Source organism: Lacticaseibacillus pantheris DSM 15945 = JCM 12539 = NBRC 106106 (assembly GCF_001311175.1).
Classification (GTDB): Bacteria; Bacillota; Bacilli; order Lactobacillales; family Lactobacillaceae; genus Lacticaseibacillus; species Lacticaseibacillus pantheris.
In genome coordinates this window covers 22,817-45,962 of sequence record NZ_BBAI01000019.1, presented here as the reverse complement: position 1 = coordinate 45,962, position 23,146 = coordinate 22,817, and the positions used below count along the sequence as shown (strand labels likewise).

Below are 23,146 nucleotides of genomic sequence, written 5' to 3'. Positions count from 1 at the left end.
CTGGCGGCCCTTGTTTTTATTCTACTTGGAGGCTGAATACGCACACAACGATTAGGCCTTAATAACTAGATGTGTTTAATTTGAGCGACCATTAACTGCAAATGTTTTTAGCAATCTCAGCCGTACCCACAACCGTGTTTCCTACCTGTACTTCAGGCCTCAATTATCCTCGCAGGACATTTTACTTTTCTATCACCGGCTATAGGCCACGCCTATACAACAGACTGATTAATAGCCCACAACTCAACCAATTATCTGACTGCAAGCCGCTTGCCAGTCGTCAATTAGCACCAATATGATTGGCCGATAAAGGCTGTTCTCACGGCGTTTATGCACATCATTTTCTCCATAACAAGTGTCCGGGTACGTACTCAATCGCCTAACATTTCCGCGGAGAATTATTCCTCATTCAGCACTGCACAAAGCCACGAAAACGATTTCAATATCACCGGTGCCAAGTTGACACCCGCCCGCCAACGCTCTAAGCTAGGGCCAACATAAAAAGTGATGGCAGGATGAGTAGGACGCATACCCGCGTACACAGCGAACGACCGGTGGTGCAAAGGTCGTAACGTGGCGCGTCCGAAGATGGTCCATGCACGTAGTTGGCTGGCTGAGCGCAAGCAAAGTTAGCCTGGGTCCGCCCATTATCGCGGCGGGTTGTCGGCACAGAGTGTCCGCAACCAGTTGAGGTCAACGCTGCGAGGCGCTGACGAAACAAGGTGGTACCGCGCGTTGTCGCCCTTGAATTGCACATTCTTTGTGCTGTCCAGGGCGGCTTTTTTTGCACCCATCGTCCCCATCATTCACACTAACATTCTTTGGAGGAATCAATATGACCACAACAATTATCGGCTTCCCACGCATCGGCGAGCACCGCGAATTAAAGTTTGCAACGCAGAAGTACTTCAAGCACCAAATCACCGCCGACGAGCTTAACGCCACCGCGGCCACCCTACGCCAACAAAACTGGCGGGCCATCCAGGATGCGGGCATCGATCAGATTCCTAGCGGCGACTTCTCCTTCTTTGACACAACCCTGGACACCGCCTTTCTGCTCAACATTGTCCCACAGCGGTACCGGGAGCTGGGGCTAAGTCCGTTAGACGAATATTTTGCTCTCGCCCGCGGTTACCAAGGGGCGGCTGGCGACGTGAAGGCCCTGCCCATGAAGAAGTGGTTCAATACTAACTACCACTACTTGGTGCCTGAGTTCGACCAGGACACTAACGTACAGCTAGTCGGTAATAAGCTCTTCGATGAGTTCAAAGAAGCACAGGCGCTCGGTATCACTACCCGTCCGACGCTGGTTGGCCCATACACACTGCTCCGCCTCGCGCGCTTCGTGGACGGACGGCGGCCAGCCGACTTTGTTACTAGCCTCACCAACGCGTACCGCGAAATTCTGGGACGGCTGAACGATCTGGGCGCACAGTGGGTGCAAATCGACGAGCCCGCACTCGTTTACGACCAAACGGACGCCGACCGGGCCATCTTTACCGACCTGTACCAGGGGATTCTCGCAGGCAAAGGCAACCTAAAAGTCTTGTTGCAAACCTACTTTGGTGATGTCCGGGACTCTGCCACCACGCTGTACGCCCTCGACTTTGACGGCATCGGACTTGATTTGGTTGAAGGTGCGACCAACCTGGACGTGCTCCGCGAGCACCCCTTCCCGGATGACAAGACGCTATTCGCCGGGGTCATCAACGGTAAAAATATTTGGAAGGCAAACTACACCGATACGCTCAAGGTATTGGGCCAAGCCACAAGCAACACGACGGCTCCGGTAGTGCTGACCACATCCTGTTCGCTACTACACGTGCCGTACACGCTGGCTAATGAGACCAAGTTACCGGAACAGGAAAAGTAATACCTCGCCTTCGCAGCCGAGAAACTCACCGAGCTACACGAACTGGATACGATTCGTAGTAACGGTGAGCAAGGCGACCTGCTCCAGCGCAACGCCGACCTCTTCACACAACCACGTTACGAAGAAAACGCCAGCCTCAACGCCAAGATTGCCGCTTTGACCGACGCTGACTACACGCGCCTACCTGCACGCAAGGAGCGGTTGGCGATTCAGAAGGCCGAATTTAACCTCCCTGAACTGCCCACCACCACCATCGGTAGCTTCCCCCAGTCGCCGGCTGTGCGTAAGAATCGCGCCCAGCTCCGCCGTGGGGAGATTACCCGGGCGCAGTACGATGCCTTCAATAACGAGGAAACGAAGCGGTGGATTAAGTTCCAGGAAGATATCGGGCTGGATGTGTTGGTCCACGGTGAATTTGAACGGAACGACATGGTTGAATACTTTGGTGAGCATCTGGACGGGTTCCGCTTCACCGAGAACGGTTGGGTACAATCATACGGTACACGCGGTGTGAAGCCACCCATTATCTGGGGTGACGTGTCTCGCCGCGAGCCGATTACGGTTAAGGAATCCGTCTTTGCCCAAAGTCAGACGGACCACATCATGAAGGGAATGCTGACGGGTCCCGTAACCATCCTCAACTGGTCGTTCCCACGCGAGGATATTTCCCGGGAAATATCAACCAAGCAGATTGCCCTCGCCCTGCAAGACGAGGTGCTCGACCTTGAACGGAACGGCATCAAGATTATTCAGATTGACGAGGCCGCACTGCGTGAAAAACTGCCGCTACGCAAACAAGACTGGTTTAGCCGGTACCTCGATTGGGCCGTACCCGCATTCCGGCTTGTCGCCAGCAAGGTACAACCAACCACACAAATCCACACGCACATGTGCTACAGCGAATTCGGCGATATCATTCAGGCTATCGACGACCTGGACGCGGACGTCATCTCCTTTGAAGCCAGCCGGGCCGACCTGACGCTGCTAGACGTACTCAAGGAACATCACTTTGAAACCCACGTTGGTCCCGGCGTTTACGACATTCACTCACCCCGCATCCCGTCCGAGCAGGAAATTGTGGACGTTATCCACCGAATTCTGGCCAAGATTCCGGCCAGCCACGTTTGGATTAACCCCGACTGTGGTTTGAAGACCCGCGAGGAACCCGAAACAAAGGCGAGTCTGATTAACTTGGTCAAAGCCGCCAAGCAAGTACGAAAGGAACTGGAAGGCCATGAAAACTAGCCAACTATTCACCCGTGATCAGCCCGTCTTCTCCTTTGAAGTCTTCCCACCACGAGACCTCACCGCGCCAAACGCAACGCAAAAAGTCTGTGACACCCTGGAGGTATTGCAGCGCGTCCAACCTGACTTTGTCTCGGTAACCTTTCGCAACGCGGGGCTGGCGGCGAAGGATAGCACCATTGCCATCGCCACGCTGATTCGCGATAAGTACGGTATTGAGCCCGTCGTGCACCTGCCCGCAGCTAAGCTCAGTCGTGGGGACGTGGACGGTTTGTTGAACGATTTACAAAATGCGGGCATCCAGAACATCCTGGCGCTGCGCGGGGATATCCCCGCGACGGGCCGTACCAGCAACGACTTTCCGTTCGCGAGCGACCTGGTGAGCTACATCCACACGCGGGGTGATTTCAACGTGATTGGGGCCTGCTACCCCGAGGGCACCCGGAGTCAGCCGATTCGTTGGCGGACATCCAGAACCTGAAACGCAAAGTGGATGCGGGCACCAGCGAACTGATCACACAGTTGTTTTACGACAACCAGGAGTTTTACCACTTCCAGGAGCGCTGCCGTTTTGCCGGGATTACGGTGCCCATTGAGGCCGGGATTATGCCCCTGATGACGGCCAAGCAGGCGGCCCACATGATGGCCGGCGTGACGATTCCAGAAAAGTTACAGGCCCTGATCAACCGGTTTGCCGATAAACCGGAGGCGCTCCGGGACGCGGGTATCGCCTACGCCATCGACCAAATTGTCGACCTCCTGGCCCACGGTGTGGACGGTATCCACCTATACACCATGGACAATCCGGAGGTCGCCGCGCGGATTATTGAGGCGACTAGAAATATTGTACGGGCATAAATATACAGACGTAACAAAGCGTGGGCCGCAGCGGTCCACGCTTTTTGCGTTGCGCCCGGCCACAACCCGGTACTGTTCAACACACCACATCAAAAAAAGCGGACTTATTAGCTGTGATTACCAGCTAATAAGTTCGCCAAGAAGACAAATTTAATCAGTGACTGACCCAGCAACTGCGCTAGAGCTTCGGTCGCCACTTTGCTCCCGTTGATACCCTGCTTCCGGGCCTCGTCTCGTAGTGATACCGGCACCATAATGTTCATCCGCACCTTACGCTCGCGTGCACGGTACAGTGCCTTTTCCCGTAACCATTCAGTCATGTTAAACGATCGACTCATTGGCCGCCAAATACTCAACGCTATGGCTCTCAGCTATGTGTCATGTATATAACGTGTCAATCACTAACCTTGCTATGCTTTATAGCTACCAACTATTAAATCAGCATTTCAGCTATACTTTATCGCCAACAGCTATACAATTGGCTGCTCAGCTATGTACCTCAAATGCTGGCTATTAGATAGGGACTTTAACTATATAATCACCGATTCGGCTATAATTATTCCCCTATCAACTGCCCAATCAGTACTTCAGCTATACTTTATAGCCAGTAGCTATGCAATCAACTATTCAGCTATGCTTTTACTATCACCAGATTCGTTAGAACCATCTATAATTACACTTTAAGTAATCTACAACAGCCAATCCACTCAAAAAGGCTGCGAATCCGCAGCCTCATTAATCAAATCATTATTTCAGTAATGCCTCAACCGCCGCGGCTATTAGCCCACCACTCAGCGGTCCGAGAATCGGCACCCACGCGTAGCTCCAGTTGGCGCTACCCTTATTCGGCACCGGCAGAATTGCGTACGCCAGGCGTGGGGCAAAGTCACGCGCTGGATTAATCGCAAATCCGGTCGTCCCACCGAGTGTCTGGCCAACGACGACAATCAGTAGGCCAACAATCAGCGGCTTCAACCCGGTAGTAAAGTTACCCAGGTTCAACAACACAAAGACGAAGAAGAACGTCGCGATGGTTTCGCTCAGGTAGTTAAATATCGGGTTCTTAATGGCGGGCCCGGTCGCAAAGATGCCCACGGAATTGCCATCGGCTGCACCGCCACGCGCACCTTTGAAGTGTGGATAGTACTGAATCATCACAATGACGGCGCCGAGAAACGCCCCCAGAAACTGTCCCAGCAGGTAGCCACCCACCTGCGACCACGGGAAGAAGCCAAAGGCCGCAAAGCCGATGGTCACGGCCGGATTCAAGTGTCCCTGCGAACCGAACTGCCCGGCCACGTACACACCAAAAGTTACGGCCAAACCCCACGCCAACGCAATGAAGGTCCAGTTTTGGTTGCGGGCGTAATTACCCTTCAGGTTAGTGGCCGCGCCACTGCCGACACCAAAGACAATCAGCACCAGCGTGCCCAGAAACTCACCCATAAATCCACTCATTATCGACACCTCCCTACTTAATCTTCAACGGCGCTAATTGGGCCTCGATTCCAGCCAGGTCCAAACCTGCGCCAGCTAACGTTGCGGCGCTGTATGCCCCCTCAACTAGGGCCACATCGTACACGTGCACGGGCTTGTCCGCCAACTCCACGGCCATGTCGAGGTTCATCTTGGCACTACCCAGGTCGTAAAAAGCGAGCAGTTCGTCGGCACCGTTGGCATCAATCGCCGCACTAATTTTGGTCATGCTGCTACCGATACCACCATCGTCCGTTCCCCCGGCAAAGGTGATGGGGACGTCCTTAGCGGCCTGTTGCGCGAGGTTCGCGACCCCGCGGGCAATGTCCTCCACGTGGGAGGCAACAACAATTCCATAACTCATGCGAACACCCCCGTGTTAATCAACGCTGTGAACAGGTAGCCGCTCGACATGCTACCGGGATCCAGGTGGCCCACGGACCGTTCGCCCAGGTATGACGCCCGCCCTTTACGTGCCACCATGGCTTCCGTGGAGTTGACCGCGGCGTCGACGTCACTTTGCTTCAAGCCACCAGCCTGGACGGCCTGGACAACCGGCGTCCACACGTCGACCATCGTCTTGTCGCCAGGCGTAGCCCCGCCGCGCTTCTCGATGCCGGCCAAAGCCGCCGCGAGTAAGTCACCCAGGTCGCTATCCGTGTCACCCAGCTTGGCCATCTCCAGGAAGGCCGTGCCGTACAGGGGGCCGGATGCACCACCAACTTTGCTAATCAGCGCCATTGCCACGGACTTGAACAGGTCCTTCAGGTTGGCAAACTCCTTGCCATCCACGGCTTCCTGCACCGCGGCGAGGCCCCGCGCCATGTTGCTACCGTGGTCCCCGTCACCGATGGGGGTGTCCAGCTCGCTCAGGTAGTCCTTGTGCTCAGCGATGGCGGCCGCAAAGCCGTCCAACCACTGTTGTGCTACGTTTACCGTTAGTTCTGTCATGTTGGGGCCTCCTTTACCAGGCAATCGTTTCAACGGGGTAGTTCAGATAATCAAGCCATTGTGGGTCAGCGAGTTCAAAGATGGTCAGGGAAATCCCCGCCATGTCGATGGACGTCATGTAGTTGCCCACTTTGGTGAACACCGGCTTGATGTTGCGGTCAGCCAAGTTATTCAACAGGTCGTGAGTAAAGATGTACTGCTCCATCAGCGGCGTTGCACCCATGCCGTTGACCAACACACCGTACTGTTTGTCGGGCGACAGGTGTTGCTCATCATCCAGCTTACCGACTAGCTCCGTCACCAAGTCGTGCGACGACTGCAACTTTTCCCGCCGATAACCAGGCTCACTGTGAATCCCAACGCCGTATTCGATCTCGTCGTCCGCCAGTTCAAAGCCGGGTTTGCCTACTTCAGGCACCGTTGCGGCCGATAGTGCAACAGCGATGGTCTTAATGTTCGGCAAGACTTTCTGGGCCAACGCCTCAATCTCGTCCAGGCTCGCCCCCTGGTCGGCCGCAGCACCCAGCACTTTGTGCATCAGGACGGTGCCAGCCACACCACGGCGTCCCTGCGTGTACAGGCTGTCCTTCACGGCGATATCGTCATCGACCACGATTGACTTTACCGGAATGTCGTCCAGTTCCGCCATGTCCTTGGCCATGTCGAAGTTCATTACGTCACCGGAGTAATTCTTCACGATCAGGAATACCCCGTTACCGGTGTTAACGGCCTTAATGGCTGCGTAAATCTGGTCCGGTGTGGGCGAGGTAAACACCTGGCCGGCCACCGCACCGCTCAGCATCCCCTTGCCCACGTAGCCAGGGTGTGCGGGCTCGTGACCGCTACCGCCGCCACTGACTAAACCGACTTTACCTTGCATGGACACCTTGTCGCTCCGCACGATGGCGCCAGTGCCTCGATGCGCTCAACGTACTGCGGGTAGCCGCGCACCAGCCATCCAGCATCTCATCCACCACGTTGGCGGGATCGTTAATAATCTTTTTCATCGATGTCGTCTCCTTTGCTTGTTATACCTCTACGTCCTATATTATATATTGTAAGCGGATACATAACGACGGACAAGATTGTAAATGTGTCCGCTTTCGGGCATCTGTACGGCTTGCTGTATAATTTGAGTATCTAATTGGCGGAGGACACGCGTATGCAAATATTAAACGATTCGATCCGTGCGCTAACGGAAATGCGTGATGGCATCACATGGGCCTACCCCACGCTGACGGCTGTGCCCGGTACGCATGGCTTTATCGACAACACCTTTGCCGATACGACGGTGCCAATTTTCAGCGGCGGCGGTAGTGGCCACGACCCAGCGCACTGGGGATACGTGGGCAAAGGTATGCTGACGGGTGCCATCATGGGCGACTTCTTCATGCCCCCGACTGCGACGGAAATCGTCCAGGTTATCCGCGCGGCCACCCATCAGCGGCGGGCGTTCCTTATCGTAAAGAATTTCGTCCAGGACGTGAAGGAGTTCACGGCGGCAGCCGAGGAACTACGCCAAGACGGGTGGAATATCGGAACGGCAATCGTCCGTGATGACGTATCGGTCACCGGGGCGGACCACCAGCAACGACGGCGGGGAGTCGCCGGCACCATTTTGGTGCACAAAGTGGTCGGCGCAGCCGCGGCCCAGGCGCGTCCGTGACCGAATTGCAAACCCTGGCGGACCAGCTACTACCGGAGTTGAAAACGATTGGATTCTCATCCAGCGGTGCTTACATCCCCGGCCATGAAAATCCGTCGTTTACCCTCCCAGAGGACACCATTTCGTACGGTGTAGGAATCCACGGCGAACCCGGATACCATGAGGAGACGTTTCGTTCATCGGAACTGCTGGCCAACGAGTTGGTAGACAAACTGCAGATTAATTTTCACTGGCAGGCCGGCGACCACTTTGCCGTCCTGGTGAACTCTTTGGGGGGCACAACCACGATGGAGACCCTGGTCTTCGCAAACGACGTCCGACAACTGCTGACGCTGGGAGACGTACAGGTCGACTTTGTCAAAGCCGGCAATTTTTTTTGAGTGCCAACGGGATGCACGGGCTGTCGCTGTCCCTGCTCCGTCTCGCGAATGCGGCATGGCTACCACTCCTGCAGGCGCCGGTGCAAACGCCGAGCTGGCTGCAGCAATAGGAGGCCGCAATGACTTACATTACGCGCAAAAAAAATTGCCGTCTCGTTCACCAAGGTACTAGTGCGCGACGGCTTTGACCGAACGGCAGTCAGCTCCATTATGCGGATGGCGAAAATGCGGCGGCAGACATTCTACGAGTACTTTGAAGACAAGTACGCCGTCGCGGAGTGGGTCGTGGAGGACGTGCTGAGTGCGGCAATCGACCAAAACTTCGACTACCTGCGTTGGGAGGATATATTCGACCTCGTCGGGTACGAACTGGACGCCAAGCAGGCTATCTTCCGACAGCTTGCGGATCAGCGGGCAGTCGACTTTGTGGGACGACTCGCGGTGCACCTGGAGCGGCTGGTGATGAGGATTGACGGCGGTGACGACCAGAGTGAAAGTATTGCGGCACGCCATATGCTGTGCCTCGGCATCGCTGCGGACTGGGATCGGCGGATTCTGGGTGTTGGGGCCGTGGATTATGAGGTGGTTGTGGGGGATGGGGTGAGGGCGGTGGAGGGGACTACCCCTAAGAAGCGTGTCTGATTTCACTATTATTCCAAGTGAAATTTGTTGGGTGATTCGTAAAACCAGTTTGTGTACACGAATTAATTAGACACTTTATCCAAATGTTAATATTTATACTGATATTTAACTAATTAAATAGTAAACTGTCCTTATGTGTTTATTAATAGTCCTATCTGGGGGGAACCGGCCTTTGTTACTTATACAACTACGGTCACTATTAGTAAAAATAATTTAGGGAGAGTATCTTTATGTCCACATTTTTAGTGATTCTTTGGCTAGCGGCATTTGTCACTATGCTAGCTATGTTCTACCGCGTTTTTAGGTATAAACGTCCTAAGAAATACGCATTTATTATGCTCGCAGTATCGTTTGCGCTTTTCATTGCTGTTGGAATCGCCGGAGAAAAGGATCCAACAAACGCACAGCAAACTACACAGACTACAAAAAAAGAGTAAATCGGCAATAGCAGCATCAAAGAAAAAAGCCGCCAAAAAGAAGTCCGAATCCATCAGCGCGGCTAAACGTTCCTCACGACGATTAGCTGCCAAAAAGGCATCGAAGAAATCAGCTTCGGAATCATCTAGAAAAGCAGCAGAATCATCAAGCATTGCGGCTTCTTCCAGCCGTGCCGCAGCTGAGTCATCAAGCCGAGCAGTAGCCGCCTCGGAATCGTCTGCCGCAGCAAGTTCGTCTGCTGCACGTGCCTATGCCGAAAGCACCTCACGCCAGGCTGCATCTTCCGATGCGGCTGCGTCCGCAGCTGCCAACAACAATAACGGCACAGTCGCAACGGGCCAACAAATAATTGGTGATGCTAGGTCACATATTTATCACGTCCCTGGCCAAGCGACTTACCACATTAGTGGCGCTAACGCCGTTTACTTTAATAGTGAACAAGATGCTATTAATGCTGGTTACCGTAAGTCACTCCGCTAATTAACTAAATAATCAAAAAAAGAAGGTTTCAAAAACTAAGCAGTTGTTGAATACAATGCTGAATTTGCTGAAATCTTCTTTTATTACATATGGGTCTATGCTGATTAAGGAGGATCATTATGGTTAAAGTGGGCATTCGTCGTCGCAGTTTCAAAGGATCCTTTTCCGCGATGACCAAAGGACGAGCGACACGAAGCTTTAAGCGCGCCATCATTCCTGGTTATGGCAAACGCGGTATGGGCTGGCTTCATCCAAAACGGAAAATATATAATCAGATATACAGTCGAACAACAGTTGATCCTCGAAAGCTTTTTAGCAAAAACAGTCCACACCGGTCGATTACTTCGGCAAGTAGTAGTTCAACCCACGTTTGGGGATGGGGAATGGTGCTCGTTTTTCTGCTTGTTGGGCTCGCCGTTGTCTATTGGGAAGTCACATTAACACTTATTCTCATTTTGGGACTAATGGTCTACTTCTTAAAAAAAGTGAATCATTATGGAAAAATTACAAAATTTACTTAGCAATAACTGCATGTGCATAAATTAGATTATATGTATAAAAATTGCAGATTACGGAAAAGTCTTTTCCTTAATATCTAAAGGAATTACAGATAAACCCCGTATCGTATACGTGAGGATAAAATAATGAGTACAGGTTTTTCATTACGAGAGTTTGTTTCCAGCTTTAACGATAACGTCATAAGCAATGCACTAAAGTACCATACAATGCAGAGTAAACCTAGGGAACAGCATGATTTTGTCCTGTTGGGCAAAGAAATTATTAAGCTACTACCACCCGAACGCGATATATTTGATTTTTACCTAGATACCGACTTAAAGGTTGTTCCAGACTTTGACATATTGTATTTTGGGCGTGAAACAATAATAAATATCGATCTTAAGGACGAAGACGGAATTAAAAAGGCTGATAGGATCTTAATGAAATTTGAAAAGCAAAAAAAGATTACTCAGATTGTGTTCTTCCAATGTTATTAATTTAGTATATTGTGCAGACAAAAATAAGGTTCTTCGCGAAATAAACGGCCACCTATCTCCATTTTCCATCGACGATTTCGCTAAATTGCTTCTAAAATACGAAGATCAAAAAGAAAAACTATCCAAGCCAATTGTTAACCAAGTAGAGCTTTTGACACCAAAGGATTATCTAATTTCTCCCACAAAGCAAATAGACGAATTTGTTGCGGGAGAGTACTGGTTATCAAATAAGCAGCAAATAATTTCAGATCGTCTGGCTTCGCCGGGAATTGTATCGGTTAAAGGTCAAGCTGGCACCGGAAAAACACTGATTGCGTTTGATTTCATTCGACGGTTTTATCAGAGAAGAAAAATTCTCTTTATTTTTCCAGGTTACACCAGAGAAATTCATAGCAAGCTTAAGGAGCACTTCCCTGAAACAGACTTTGTTTCAGGAAAAGATGCTACCTCCACTAATTTGGATGATTACGACGTCGTTCTAGTTGATGAGGCTCAGCGAATAAACGGAATACTCAGAATATTCATTAATCAATGGGCTCACAACAATGCTGGGCGTAAAACCATTGGAATATTTTTTGATGTAGAGCAACGTTTGGGCAGGAAGGATAGTGGCGGCATCGTTGAATCACTGGCAAATGGCTATGTGTCCGACAATTTAGGTGAGTTATATTCGCTTGAAAATTCATTCCGTGCTAATAAGTATATTACCGGTTTTGTCAGAAACGTTTTTGACTTGAATGAAAGACCAAAGGCTGACGTAACCAGCAAAAAGATACGAGAGGTGGTTCAAATTAAATACTTCGCCGATGCGGATAGTGCCATTCCGTGGATTAGAAAATTGATTGATAGTGGATACATTTTCTTGACACTAACACCAGATAGTCACGGAACTTCTAGTGCTGACCAATTCGTAAAACTTAGCGATGTTAGCAAGAATACGCACGAAATTATTGGTGATGAAGCAGACAACGTCGTGACATATTTAGACGGCTCCGTCAAGTATTCAAAGGACGGAAAAATCATCAAGAATAGTACGGAGTATTATTTTACTGATCACGAAAGTTACGTTAACATGACGAGAGCACGTGAACAGCTGGCTGTTGCCATCGTTAATAATCGGGATGTGTTCAATGCTATTACTGAGATTGTTTTGGGGTTGAAGAATGATAACGCTAATAAGCATTGATAGTATTCAACAAATATTACTATTTCGAAGATTATTGTAGTTATTCGATGGCTAACTGTGTTGAAAATTACCATAGAGTTCTCGATGCCAAAAAAAGGATTCGATTTTTTTTGGGGGGGTTGATAGGCCGGTTGCTATCAACCCTTTTCTCCTACGTCGTCTCCCGGATAACGACTTCATCAAAAAAAAGACGCCCTCTTACGAGCGTCTCCCTAGCTATCCTAGATAATCCCGCCACTCATTCGCCGGTTCATCTCTTCCGGTGTGAGTGTACGTTTAGTAAATCCAAGTATCATCGCGGTAATCACCGTGCCCAACAGGATACAACCAGTGTACAAAATTGGGTTGCTGCAGGCGATTGGGATGACGAAGATACCGCCATGAGGAGCCTGCAAAGTGATGCCCGCTGCCATACATAGTGCACCGCCAATAGCACCACCGATAATGTTGGCCGGAATGACCCTCAGTGGGTCTCCTGCCGCAAACGGAATTGCGCCTTCAGTAATAAAGCTTGCACCCAATACCCAGTTGGCCTTACCGGCTTCACGTTCCTGGTTAGTAAACTTCTTCTTGAACAGTAACGTTGCCAACGCCACACCCAGCGGTGGAACCATACCACCGACCATTAGCGCGGCGGACGGTCCGTAAATCTTGGAGGCAAACATTGCCAGTCCAAACGCGGAGGCCGTCTTGTTGATTGGACCACCCATGTCGGACGCCATCATCCCCGCCAAAATTGCACCCATCAACGCGGCGTTCGCGCCGTTCATTGATTTCAGCCAATTGGTCAGGAAATCTATCAGCTTAGACATCGGCGTATTGAGCAAGAAGAACATGACGAAACCCACTACCAAAGTCGCTAGTAACGGAACCACCAATACCGAAATCAATCCTTGATATGAGTGTGGTACCTTACGCGTTGCGCGGACAATGACTCGCGTTACGTAACCCGCAAGAAACCCAGCGACCATGCCGCCCAAAAATCCTGAGCCGCCATTAACGGCCATCATCCCGCCAATCATACCTGGTGCCAACCCAGCTTTGTCGGCAATACTCCATGAGATAAATCCGGCTAGTACTGGCACGTACAGTTTGAACGCTGCGTTGCCACCAATTTCATTGAAGAAGGCTGCAATAATGTTGTACTGGTCGTTCTTCGGATCGGAAGCGTAGATTCCAAACATAAACGAAATGGCGATAAAAATCCCGCCGACCACAACGAACGGAATCATGTACGAAACACCGCTCATAATGTGGGTGTAGAACGCCCGACCAAACTTTCCCGCTGGAGATAGTTCTTCGTCTTCTACGTTGCTTTTACCCATCGCCGTTTCCAAATTATTTTTATGTGCTTTATGGGCACCGTCACCTAATCCAGTTACCGTACTACCCTGAGCCAAAGCCCGGTCAAGTAAAGGCGCCGGCTGGTCAATCGCCTTTTTTTTACTGCAACGTCCAAGTACGGCCTATCGCCAAATACCGATGTGTCCACCTTCACGTCATGCGCAACAATAATTGCGTCTGCTTGCTCAATATCTGTTGGCGTGAGTCGATTTTCTACGCCGGTTGACCCATTAGTCTGAATCTTGACCCGCATCCCCCGACTCTTGGCTTCGTTCGTTAACGCCTCAGCGGCCATGTAAGTGTGAGCAATCCCAGTCATACAGGCACTAATGCCCACAAGGTATTTGCCGTTCTCACTTTGAGCTTTGGTACTATCACCGGCCTGATCCTTAGCCGCGTCCTCCTTCAATAATTCATCATAAATCGTCTTAGCATCCGGGGCAGTTAACAGCTTTGCCCTAAACACCTCGTCCATCAAGAATGTCGAAATCTTCGACAGCATGCGTAAATGCTCGTCGGAGTCAGCATCGCTCGCAGCAATCATAAACACGAGATTAACGCGCTCGTCGCCCCACTGGATTCCACCCAGGTTACGCAAAATTGCAATGGTGGCCTTTTTAACGGCCGCTGTTTTCGCGTGGGGAATTGCAACCCCATACCCCACAGCCGTTGAAATCTCCGATTCACGATGATAAATTGCCTTTTCATACACGTCCGCATCACTGACAAAGCCGTTTTGGGCCAGCAACGCAACCATCCGTGCTATCGCGTCCTCTTTGCTCATCGGGGTAATATCAGTGTCGATGTTACGCACATCAATTAACTCATCAATTCGCATGTCGATTCACCTCCCAAGTGATCTACATCTACTTAGTACAGCTCGGCCTTATCCGTCGAGTTGAACAAGTCCATCTTGCCCTCAACCACAACCTGGGCCGCTGCCCGTGCGGATGGCATCATTTGGTCAGGCTCGTATGCATCCGGGTTATCAATCAAGTTCTGGCGTAACTGCTTGAAGAAGGCCGTCTTCATGTCTGTTGAAAGATTGATTTTGGCAACGCCATGCTGATATGTCTTCCTAATCTCCTCGTCTTTATTATCAGAACCACCGTGCAAAACCAGAGGAATGTCTACAGCTTCGTGAATCTGCTCGAGTAAATCAATCCGCAGCTCGGGCTTATCAACGTGAGAGTAGTGACCGTGCCGCGTCCCAATTGCCACTGCTAGCGAATCCACACCAGTTAGTTCAACAAACTTTTTAGCGTCTTCGGGTTTCGTGTACAAAATTTTGTTGACGCCAGTGCCTCAGTGCTCAATTCGTTGGAGCCAATCGTGCCCAACTCAGCTTCAACCGCAACGCCAGCTCCATGCGCGGCCTCAACCACTTTTTTTTGGTCACAGCAACGTTTTCGTCCCAAGGCAAAGCGGAGGCGTCAATCATGGCGGAGTTATAGCCGTTATGAATCCCAATCATGCAGTCCTGCAAAGTTGCGCCGTGATCCACGTGGATGGCCATTGGTACTTTAGCAAGCGCAACTGCCTGCCGAACGTACGCAACAAAGTTTTCACCAACCAACCCAATTTCGTTAGGGTGAATCTGAATGATAGCAGGCGAGTTCTTGGCCTCTGCTGCAGCAATAATAGCCTCCACAAATTCACTGTTAGCAACGTTGTAGGAACCAACAGCAAAGTGGTTCTTGTAGGCAACGTTCAACAAATCAACCATGTTATATAGCATTTTAAATTCTTCCTCTCTTATTCCATATCTGTATAAATGACGTCTTGTCCTGGGCGTGGATCAATCGGTGCACCAACTCAGGACTACTGGTTCGGGCATAAACTTCGTCAAAAAAAAGTTTTGTTAGTTTTAAGATCCGCTGCCGGGATATAAATAATGACTAGTTGTACGGTTTGGTGCCCCCAGCGAATTGGCTTGTCGTTAATGCCGACAATCACCTTCGCAGTCCCCTCGGAACCCTTCAAGAATGGGTGAGGCAACGCAACCAAATTACCAATATCTGTCGATGACATAGCTTCGCGCTTGAGCAAATACGGCAACAGGTTCCCATACCCCGCTTTGACTACTAACTCACGAATAACATCGGTACTTGTAGCTTGGTTAATGTGGTAAAAATCCAGCGACTCGATTAACGAGTGTGTCCCAAACGTATCGACAAATACTTGGATACGATTTACATCAGTGGGAGTCAGACCACGATCAACCGCGACTGTCTTCCATTCAGGCAAATCTCCGCCATCCACTCCGCAAACCATCACTAATTGATATTGTTCAAGCGCTATTCGCTTAACGTTAGATTCAACCTGATTAATTCTAATTTCCGGAAAATAATTTTGTAACTTATAACGGAACAACTCTGCCTCCGCAGCTTTGCCATTAAATACTAAGCACGCTGATATCGTCGTCTTGGTCTCCTCGTTAAGCACGAGCTGAATATGGATTGCGAGGTACGCAATCTCTGAATCGGGAATGACAACATTGAACTGCCCCTCCAGGTTGTCATAGAGGTAGCAAGCAATTGAATATGCAAAGAGATATTCGCGCTTAGTTTCGTGGGTATACGGATTAAAGATAGGAATCCGTTCAGTCAAGGGATTGATCAATCGAGTGATGTGGTTGGTAATCTGTGCACGGTAGTGTTCGTCACTATACAGTGGCACTGAGTAATTACGCTCAGCCATTTTAAGCACGGAATCAATCGCCGACCGCTGATTCGCATCCATTTTTGGGGTGACCGTTGAACGGATACTAATGGGTAACGCGATTAGGTAATTGGCAAGACTACTAATTTCACCCTTTAACACATCGTTCGGTAGTAGTCCAGACAACAGTTCTTGCGCAAGCGTATTCTCGGGGTAATCACGCTACCATTATCTTCTGTGGTGTTATCCAAACACCATCCTTGCTCACAGCGCCACTGACAGATTACTAAATGGCAGGCAATCTTTGCGTAGACCACGAAGTCCATTGACACGCTTTGTTCAGCAAAGGTTTTGTCCATCACTGTCAAAATCGTACTGACCCGCTCGTTAGTAGCAACAATCCCCAGCACACCGGTAATTGATTGCGACGGGTTATCCTTGGTGATGCTGCTAATTGGTAAGAATTGTTCTAGCAACAGTCGTTTTTGTGCCTCATTACCGACAATCCGGATGCCCACAAATATTTGGGAATCTAGCTGTACCTGAATATCCATCTCGTCAATACGGGCAAACAGAAGTTGCACACGACTACGGATGCTTTCGACCGAGTAATTGAGACGTGTCGCCAATTCATCAAAGGTCATGTAATCTCTCTGCTGTATCAATATCAAAGCAATTTTGTATAACTGCTCCAGGTCACCTTGATCGAACAGCCGTGATTTGACGCTCTGGTTGTAAATCTCACGCTGAAGTTTGTATCCCTCAGGCGAAGATACTATCAATGGTTCCTGGGTTCCCGTTTGGTTAAGCGTACGGACATAGTTACGAACACTTCGCTCGGTAACGTTAAGCATGCTAGCTAGCTGTGACGCCGTTAGGTAATTGTCTTGTTGCAGGAGTATATTAAGCATTTGCTGAATATTCTTGTTCACAAAATCTCCTCCCTCACACATTAGATAGGCCTATCCATCCCTAGCGGACAACTATATTATGCCCCGTATGTATTCGCTTACAAAGAACGAGATTTTCCGGTAGGCGGAAAAGAATGGCAACGAGCTTCCTAGGAGCGAAAAAAAAGACCCTCCTTTGCGGAGAGCCTGATGGGGAATATTGATGGCGTGCCCGATGATGCGCAAGGAAGAGTCTGCTAATGGATAAAAAGAACGCTCATGGTTAAGCAAAACGATAGAACAGGTGGGTTCGGTATTTAATAAACTTCCAATTACATCCGCGTTGGTGGAGAACAGCATCCAACGACCGTGTACAAGGACCTCAAGTCCAGGATCACCTCCGCATGCGCGGAGAGCACAGTAAACAAATCCCGTCAGATCAACATCGGCAGTTGTAGCATTACCCAATTTTCATGACTTTACTCTAACCTGCCCAAATTATACCTTACATTTGGATAGAATATCGTGTATAAATACGGTCCATAAATCTCCGCGGCTCTCCGTACTTTTAACAGCCTATACAAGAGATTTCGCTACAGCACATCGGTTCAGATTCGGGCAAAGCCAATCTAAATTGCAGTTTATTCTTCCCAAAAATCAACTAATGTCCAGCCTTCACCCCTTCAAATCGCTCTTAATCTCCGAAGTAGAAACCCCATTCGTCCGCGGTAAATACACCACTTTGCAGTACTCACGCAAAAAGTCGAACTGCCCCTCCCAGTCGGACCCCATGACAAAGATGTCGATGTTATTCGCCTGCACATCCCCAATCTTCTGTTCCCAACTACGCTCCAGAATGACCTCGTCCACATAACGAACGGCCTCCAGAATGTACTTTCTATGTTCGTACGAATTGTAGGCTTCTTTGTGCTTCTGCGCGTTAAACTCGTCAGTCAAGAGCCCAACAATCAGCCGATCACCCAGCTCGGCGGCGCGCTCAAGCAAGTGGATGTGTCCCCAGTGGAGTAAATCAAATGTCCCGTACGTTAATACTGTAGTCATAAATAACCGACCTTCCTTAATATAAATACAAAATGCAAAGGCAAAGTAGCGATCTAAACCGTCCCCATAAAATCCTGTCACCAAAAGAATACTCTCCAGACCAGCGCTTGTATATAGAGGGCAATCACTGGCAAGCTCCAGAAAACCAGCCACAAACAAAGTGGAAAAGCCGCGTTTTATAACTTCCAATTATAAAGATTAATAACACATTTAATCGCAATTCAATCTTTCAAAAAAAATCAATCGGCACATATCAGAAAGCGTTTACATCATCCCCATATCCTGCTATAATCCACTCGACTGGTGTAGACCAATTCGTGAAAGGAGGACCGCCCACACATCTAGTTAAATAACAGTTAGGCATCATCCAGTTACACTAGCAATCACTTAAATCCACTTTGGCCCACCCAGTTTTGCACAGGAACTGCAGCAACTCGTCCGACCTACCGTTACATCATATTGACGTCACTTTTAGGTATGCTACTGCACACAAAACGAAAGGTTAGGTTTTAACATGATTGAGGGCAAATGGCGCGATCTACTATTCAGCACCGTAATATTAACTGGGGTATCTCTGGGACTGTCCACCAACCACACAGCACACGCGGCAGCCACTACATCCCCGCAAACGGCGACGCAAACACAATCGTCGGATGATCCATCAAACATATCCACCACCGCACCGGACACAGGCAAAGTTGCCCCAGCCACACCAAACGGGACAGCTAACCCGTCACCAAGCGCTGACTCGGTCCAGGACACAACCGTAACGGCGGCCGACCAAACGGAGCAGCCGGCCACCAACGAGGAGGCGGCGACAAACGTAGCAACGACGCCCGCCACGGATCCCGCACCCGCTGACAAAATCGTATCCACAAGCACGCCCACCGCATCCGTAGCCACCGCGACGACACCAACCACAGTCCCCGACGTCCAGCCCGGCGACGACTTTGGCGACACCCATCAAGTCGCGGTGACCAACGTCAAGGATTACGAGGCCACCAGCAACCAGGCCATCAACTGGCACAATTACCACTACATCGCTGCCGCCGGGCTCGCCGAGGACTCCCCGCTGGGCTATCAGGTCAACAAGTTTGCGGCCACGTACAAAGCCGCCACGGGCAACGAGCTCCAAGTGCTCACCACCGCTGCCACTGGCCTGGACGGCATCATCCAACTAAACGCGGCGGATCAGAACGTTCAAAACGACGAAGGCTATACCATCAAAATCGCCACCGACAGCATGGCCATCAACGCCCGCACGGCGCAGGGTGCCTTTTACGCCCTCACGACACTATCCCAGATGGTGCAGTCGGGACAGGCACTCCCGGAAGGCATCATTACCGACGCACCCGAGGTCGGGTTGCGTGAGGTCTCCGTGGATTGCGGCCGCAAGTACTACTCCAAGCAGTGGTTCTTGGACCTCATTGATGAGATGGCCGCGTCCAAGGCCAACGACTTGACCATGCATTTTTCCGACATCAAAGGGTTCATGCTGGAATCAAAAGTACACCCCGAGATCATGTCACCCGAATACCTCACCCAGGATGAGGTCAAAGAAATCGTCGCGTACGCAAAGTTGAACTTCATCACCGTGACGCCCGAGCTCGACATGCCGGGACATCTGGGGCAGGTGCTCAAGTCCCACCCGGAATTTAAGCTGGTGGACAAGAGTTCCATCCCCGCCTTTGCCAATTACCTGGACGTCACCAATCCGGATGCCGTCGATTTCATGAAGTCCCTCATCGACGAATTCGCAGCCGTTTTTGGTGACTCGAGCCCCTACTTCAACATTGGCGGCGATGAATTCCTGCAAAACGACTTCTCAACCGCGACCATGAAACGCTCGTTCCCTAAGCTGTATAACTCCGCGGTCGCCAAGTACGGAGACCAGGCCAATGGTGTCGAGGCATTCTACGATTTCCTCAACACGATGGACGAGTACGTGCAAAGCAAAGGGTACGCGACAATGATTTTCCACGACCGCATTTACCGGTCTGACGATTCGTCCCTGGTGGGCCTCAACAAAGACATGGCTGTGAAGTACTGGACCCACTGCCGTACCCCGATGCCAACGCTGCAAACAATCATTGATGAGGGCCACAAGATCGTCAACTACGACGACGGCTACCTCTACTACGTTCTGGGTGAGAACGCCGGTTACACGTACCCCAAAGCGGACAAGATTTACAACGGCTGGGACAACGGTGTCTTTGCCGGCGTCCAGGGTGACGGTAAGATTGATGGCAAGTCGTTTACCCAGACCATCGACCACACCAAGCTCACCGACCAATTTCTGGGTTCGGCCATTTCCATCTGGAGTGATAACTACGACGCCCAAACAGAGGACGAGGTCGCGCGCGACTTTGCCGCACCATTCCGCGCCTTCGCCCAGAAGGCCTGGAGTGTCGACGACAGCATCAGCTTTGACGACTTTGCAGCCTTCAAGTTCAGGGTCGACGCCACGTCAATTACCGCGGCGGACCTAGACAAAGTTGCGTGGAATCCGGCCATCACGAAGACTAGCATGGGTGATGGCGTGTCGGTTGAAGCGAGTGAGTACTATGATAATACCAAGCAGACTGTAGCGCCGGCGGCCACCGCGAAGGATACTGGTGAGCAGACGCTGCTAACTGAAGGTGAGAACGTCACGCTTGGGTCAGGAGATGTGGTCACCATGCCGACCGTAGCAAGGTTAACGCAACAGGAAACTGCTAAAGCCGATGCATCTAGTTCGACTAATACCAACATGGGTAACGCTCAGCATAAGGACACCCGGGAATACCCGCAGACTGGTGACAGTGACGAACCAGGCGTATTGGTCACAATTCTGGGTGCTTTAACTACATTGCTGGCGGTATTCGGATTGAGTATCACTAGTAAGCGCAATGTTTAAGTATCAAAACTACTGCTAGATTTTATAGTGCTAGAGCATAGCTCAGCAGACAATCCATTAATCAACAGATAAACGTGGAGTCTTTCAGCTCGTATAGTAAAAATATTGGCGGCCTCCCTTCATTGGGATGGTCGCAATATTTATGATGCTATTAATTTGCGCACATAATCATCTACGCCTTTAACCATTGATAAATATCATTAGCACGATTAAGGCCTAGCAATGTTTTTCTGTTATCATCATCAACGAGCTTCTGTGCAACTTCAGACAACAACTTTAAATGTTCTTGCTCGCCTTTAGCTGGAATTAGAAACGCAATCGCGAATGAAACGTCCTGTCCGTCAAAGGTTTCCCAAGGAATTTGCTTCGTGTTTTTGGCTACCATAATCCTAGCTGTAGAAATGTGATCCGAGATTGCATGCGGAATAGCGATGCCATCAAACATTCCAGTAGAGGCCTCCCGCTCACGTCGGATAAATGCCTCGACAACGTCTTCTGCATCTTCCAAGTATAACTTTTTCCGACCAACTTCTGCCAAGTATCTGAAAAGTTCTATCTGGTTTGAAACTTCAGTAAAATAAACATCCTCTAGGTCCATCGGAAAATATTCTTCGGTCACTTTATCATCTCCTGTGGAATCATTATTTTGCAACCGATAGTCCAGGTATTTCTTTCTTACCCGCTAACACCTTTCTTTTTCGAGCGTAACCCAACAGCAATCCACCAATAATCGCACCCGTAAAAAATTGCCAACAACCACAAGAACGGGTGGACCACAATTGGAAGTACTAGGAAGGCCCCGGCAGGTGCGGGTACTTGCACCCTAAAAAGATAGGTCATTGAAGCTGCAATCGAAGACCCCAGCATCATAATTGGCATATTTCGTAATGGATCTTCAACAACAAATGGAATAGCCCCCTCGGTAATATGAGTCGAGCCAAGCAGGTAATTAACCAAACCTGCATTTCGTTCACCAACAGTATAATACTTGTGGAATACCGTGGTAGCAATCCCAGTAATTAACGGTGGCGCAATACATGCTGCCGAAAAACCTGCAATAAAGAAGTAATTGCCTTTTGCTAACAAAGCTAAGGCCACCAACGATGCAGCCTTGTTGACGGGACCACCCATGTCAAAAGCACACATGCATCCCATAATAATTCCCAAAACAATAGGGCTCGAGTCCTGGAAACCTTCGAGAAAACTAACCATGCCTTCATTGACAAACTTCATTGGTGATGCGATCCAATAAATCAAGAATCCTGTAATTAGGTTACCAAGCACAGGAAGTAAGAAAATTGCCTTAATTCCGTTGAAATTATTGGGTAACACGGTTAGCGCCTTAGTCAATCCCAAGAAAATATATCCAGCGGCAAATCCAGCTACAATGCCGCCAAGGAAACCAGTTCCGCCAGCGGTTGCAATTAGACCTCCTACCAATCCACCAACAAAGGCGGGGCTAGAAATGCTCTTAGCAATGCCACCTGCCAGCATTGGCACCATCATGCTGAAAGCAGTCGTCCCAACGCTATGCATATAAAACGCAATTTGATTATATTGGTCACTCTTAGGATCTGCTGAGTTGATACCCCATAGCAGTGATAACGCGATTAACACACCACCCCCAACAACAAAAGGTAGCATATTGGAGACACCGTTCATTAAAGCTCGATACAACGTAAATCCTAGTCCCTTACCTGACTTAGGAGCTGAAATGTAGTCAGAAACATTCTCACCTGATCCGTAGTCAACCTGTTGCGAAGGAGAAGACGGTTTTGCGGACAAGGCTTGTGTAATCAGTGCGTCTGGATCCTTAATTGCATGTGCAACGGGAACGTCAACCATCGGCTTACCTGCAAACCGTTGACTATCAACATCCTTATCGGACGCAACAACTACGGCGCCAGCATCCTTGATTTCCTCTGGAGTTAATTCATTCTCAACACCCATACGGCCGTGGGCCTCAAACTTGTACGTAAGGCCCTTCTTTTGCGCAGCCTCCTCCAAAGCTTTCTTAGCCATGTACGTATGGGCGATGCCAGTGGTACAACCGGTTGCCCCAACAATATCGTACTTTGTCATCCTAGATCATCCCTCTCCCTG

Annotated in this window: 15 protein-coding genes and 7 pseudogenes; 9 read left to right on the top strand and 13 right to left on the bottom strand. The window is 49.9% G+C overall.

What is annotated here, in order from left to right; genetic code table 11:
- The first annotated feature begins 835 nt into the window (after positions 1-835).
- Both metE and metF read left to right on the top strand, forming a co-directional pair.
- Positions 836-3,118: pseudogene (gene metE / locus JCM12539_RS07455) on the top strand (5-methyltetrahydropteroyltriglutamate--homocysteine S-methyltransferase).
- Positions 3,108-3,976, top strand: a pseudogene (metF, locus tag JCM12539_RS13435) (methylenetetrahydrofolate reductase [NAD(P)H]). Before metE ends, metF begins: the two co-directional pseudogenes overlap by 11 nt.
- A 107-nt stretch (positions 3,977-4,083) precedes the next feature.
- Here the strand turns inward: metF and JCM12539_RS07445 are convergent.
- From JCM12539_RS07445 to dhaK, 5 genes and pseudogenes are all read right to left on the bottom strand, one after another.
- Positions 4,084-4,296: a hypothetical protein gene (locus JCM12539_RS07445; RefSeq protein ID WP_054650414.1), complete on the bottom strand. Its 213-nt coding sequence runs from the start codon at positions 4,294-4,296 to the stop codon at positions 4,084-4,086.
- Between the two features lie 427 nt (positions 4,297-4,723).
- A complete protein-coding gene (locus JCM12539_RS07440) occupies positions 4,724-5,434 on the bottom strand; it encodes an MIP/aquaporin family protein (RefSeq protein ID WP_054650412.1) in 711 nt (236 codons plus the stop codon).
- A gap of 13 nt (positions 5,435-5,447) precedes the next feature.
- Positions 5,448-5,816, bottom strand: a complete 369-nt coding sequence (gene dhaM, locus JCM12539_RS07435) for a dihydroxyacetone kinase phosphoryl donor subunit DhaM (protein ID WP_054650410.1) — start codon at positions 5,814-5,816, stop codon at positions 5,448-5,450.
- Positions 5,813-6,403, bottom strand: coding sequence for a dihydroxyacetone kinase subunit DhaL (dhaL, locus tag JCM12539_RS07430; RefSeq protein ID WP_054650408.1), 591 nt, complete (start codon positions 6,401-6,403; stop codon positions 5,813-5,815). Before dhaL ends, dhaM begins: the two co-directional genes overlap by 4 nt.
- A 13-nt stretch (positions 6,404-6,416) precedes the next feature.
- A pseudogene (gene dhaK, locus JCM12539_RS07425) lies at positions 6,417-7,410 on the bottom strand (dihydroxyacetone kinase subunit DhaK).
- A gap of 155 nt (positions 7,411-7,565) precedes the next feature.
- On the opposite strand from dhaK, the pseudogene JCM12539_RS15190 reads away from it, so the two are divergent.
- Together JCM12539_RS15190 and JCM12539_RS07415 are read left to right on the top strand one after the other, a co-directional pair.
- Positions 7,566-8,449 (top strand): annotated as a pseudogene (locus JCM12539_RS15190) (dihydroxyacetone kinase subunit DhaK).
- Between the two features lie 210 nt (positions 8,450-8,659).
- Positions 8,660-9,091, top strand: coding sequence for a hypothetical protein (locus tag JCM12539_RS07415; protein WP_369396078.1), 432 nt, complete (start codon positions 8,660-8,662; stop codon positions 9,089-9,091).
- A gap of 278 nt (positions 9,092-9,369) precedes the next feature.
- Here the strand turns inward: JCM12539_RS07415 and JCM12539_RS07410 are convergent, their stop codons facing one another.
- Positions 9,370-9,681: a hypothetical protein gene (locus tag JCM12539_RS07410; RefSeq protein WP_054650403.1), complete on the bottom strand. Its 312-nt coding sequence runs from the start codon at positions 9,679-9,681 to the stop codon at positions 9,370-9,372.
- Between JCM12539_RS07410 and JCM12539_RS15560 the strand changes: the two genes are divergently transcribed.
- The 4 genes from JCM12539_RS15560 (at position 9,581) to JCM12539_RS07395 (ending at position 12,190) form a co-directional block, all read left to right on the top strand.
- Positions 9,581-10,009: a sunset domain-containing protein gene (locus JCM12539_RS15560; protein ID WP_439645130.1), complete on the top strand. Its 429-nt coding sequence runs from the start codon at positions 9,581-9,583 to the stop codon at positions 10,007-10,009. The genes JCM12539_RS07410 and JCM12539_RS15560 overlap by 101 nt on opposite strands.
- Before the next feature lie 119 nt (positions 10,010-10,128).
- Positions 10,129-10,530 (top strand): hypothetical protein, encoded by a 402-nt coding sequence (locus tag JCM12539_RS07405; RefSeq protein WP_054650401.1) that lies wholly within the window; start codon positions 10,129-10,131, stop codon positions 10,528-10,530.
- Positions 10,531-10,653: 123 nt separating this feature from the next.
- On the top strand, positions 10,654-11,004 hold the full coding sequence (locus JCM12539_RS07400; RefSeq protein WP_054650399.1) for a hypothetical protein: 351 nt from the start codon (positions 10,654-10,656) through the stop codon (positions 11,002-11,004).
- Complete coding sequence (locus JCM12539_RS07395) at positions 10,955-12,190, top strand: DNA/RNA helicase domain-containing protein (protein ID WP_082405400.1); 1,236 nt, start codon at positions 10,955-10,957, stop codon at positions 12,188-12,190. The genes JCM12539_RS07400 and JCM12539_RS07395 overlap by 50 nt, the downstream gene beginning before the upstream one ends.
- Before the next feature lie 221 nt (positions 12,191-12,411).
- Here JCM12539_RS07395 and JCM12539_RS14100 read toward each other — a convergent pair.
- From JCM12539_RS14100 to tagD, 5 genes and pseudogenes are all read right to left on the bottom strand, one after another.
- A pseudogene (locus tag JCM12539_RS14100) lies at positions 12,412-14,372 on the bottom strand (PTS fructose transporter subunit IIABC).
- 32 nt (positions 14,373-14,404) lie between these two features.
- Positions 14,405-15,272, bottom strand: a pseudogene (locus tag JCM12539_RS07385) (ketose-bisphosphate aldolase).
- A gap of 107 nt (positions 15,273-15,379) precedes the next feature.
- Complete coding sequence (locus JCM12539_RS14095; RefSeq protein WP_225350291.1) at positions 15,380-16,276, bottom strand: PRD domain-containing protein; 897 nt, start codon at positions 16,274-16,276, stop codon at positions 15,380-15,382.
- Between the two features lie 74 nt (positions 16,277-16,350).
- On the bottom strand, positions 16,351-17,127 hold the full coding sequence (locus JCM12539_RS14090; protein ID WP_225350290.1) for an HTH domain-containing protein: 777 nt from the start codon (positions 17,125-17,127) through the stop codon (positions 16,351-16,353).
- 633 nt (positions 17,128-17,760) lie between these two features.
- A complete protein-coding gene (gene tagD, locus JCM12539_RS07375) occupies positions 17,761-18,147 on the bottom strand; it encodes a glycerol-3-phosphate cytidylyltransferase (RefSeq protein ID WP_054650416.1) in 387 nt (128 codons plus the stop codon).
- 514 nt (positions 18,148-18,661) lie between these two features.
- On the opposite strand from tagD, the gene JCM12539_RS07370 reads away from it, so the two are divergent.
- On the top strand, positions 18,662-21,043 hold the full coding sequence (locus JCM12539_RS07370) for a family 20 glycosylhydrolase (protein WP_054650395.1): 2,382 nt from the start codon (positions 18,662-18,664) through the stop codon (positions 21,041-21,043).
- Positions 21,044-21,215: 172 nt separating this feature from the next.
- Here the strand turns inward: JCM12539_RS07370 and JCM12539_RS07365 are convergent, their stop codons facing one another.
- Both JCM12539_RS07365 and JCM12539_RS07360 read right to left on the bottom strand, forming a co-directional pair.
- A complete protein-coding gene (locus JCM12539_RS07365) occupies positions 21,216-21,662 on the bottom strand; it encodes a PTS sugar transporter subunit IIA (protein ID WP_054650393.1) in 447 nt (148 codons plus the stop codon).
- A 22-nt stretch (positions 21,663-21,684) separates the two neighbouring features.
- A pseudogene (locus tag JCM12539_RS07360) lies at positions 21,685-23,125 on the bottom strand (PTS fructose transporter subunit IIC).
- Between the last annotated feature and the right edge of the window lie 21 nt (positions 23,126-23,146).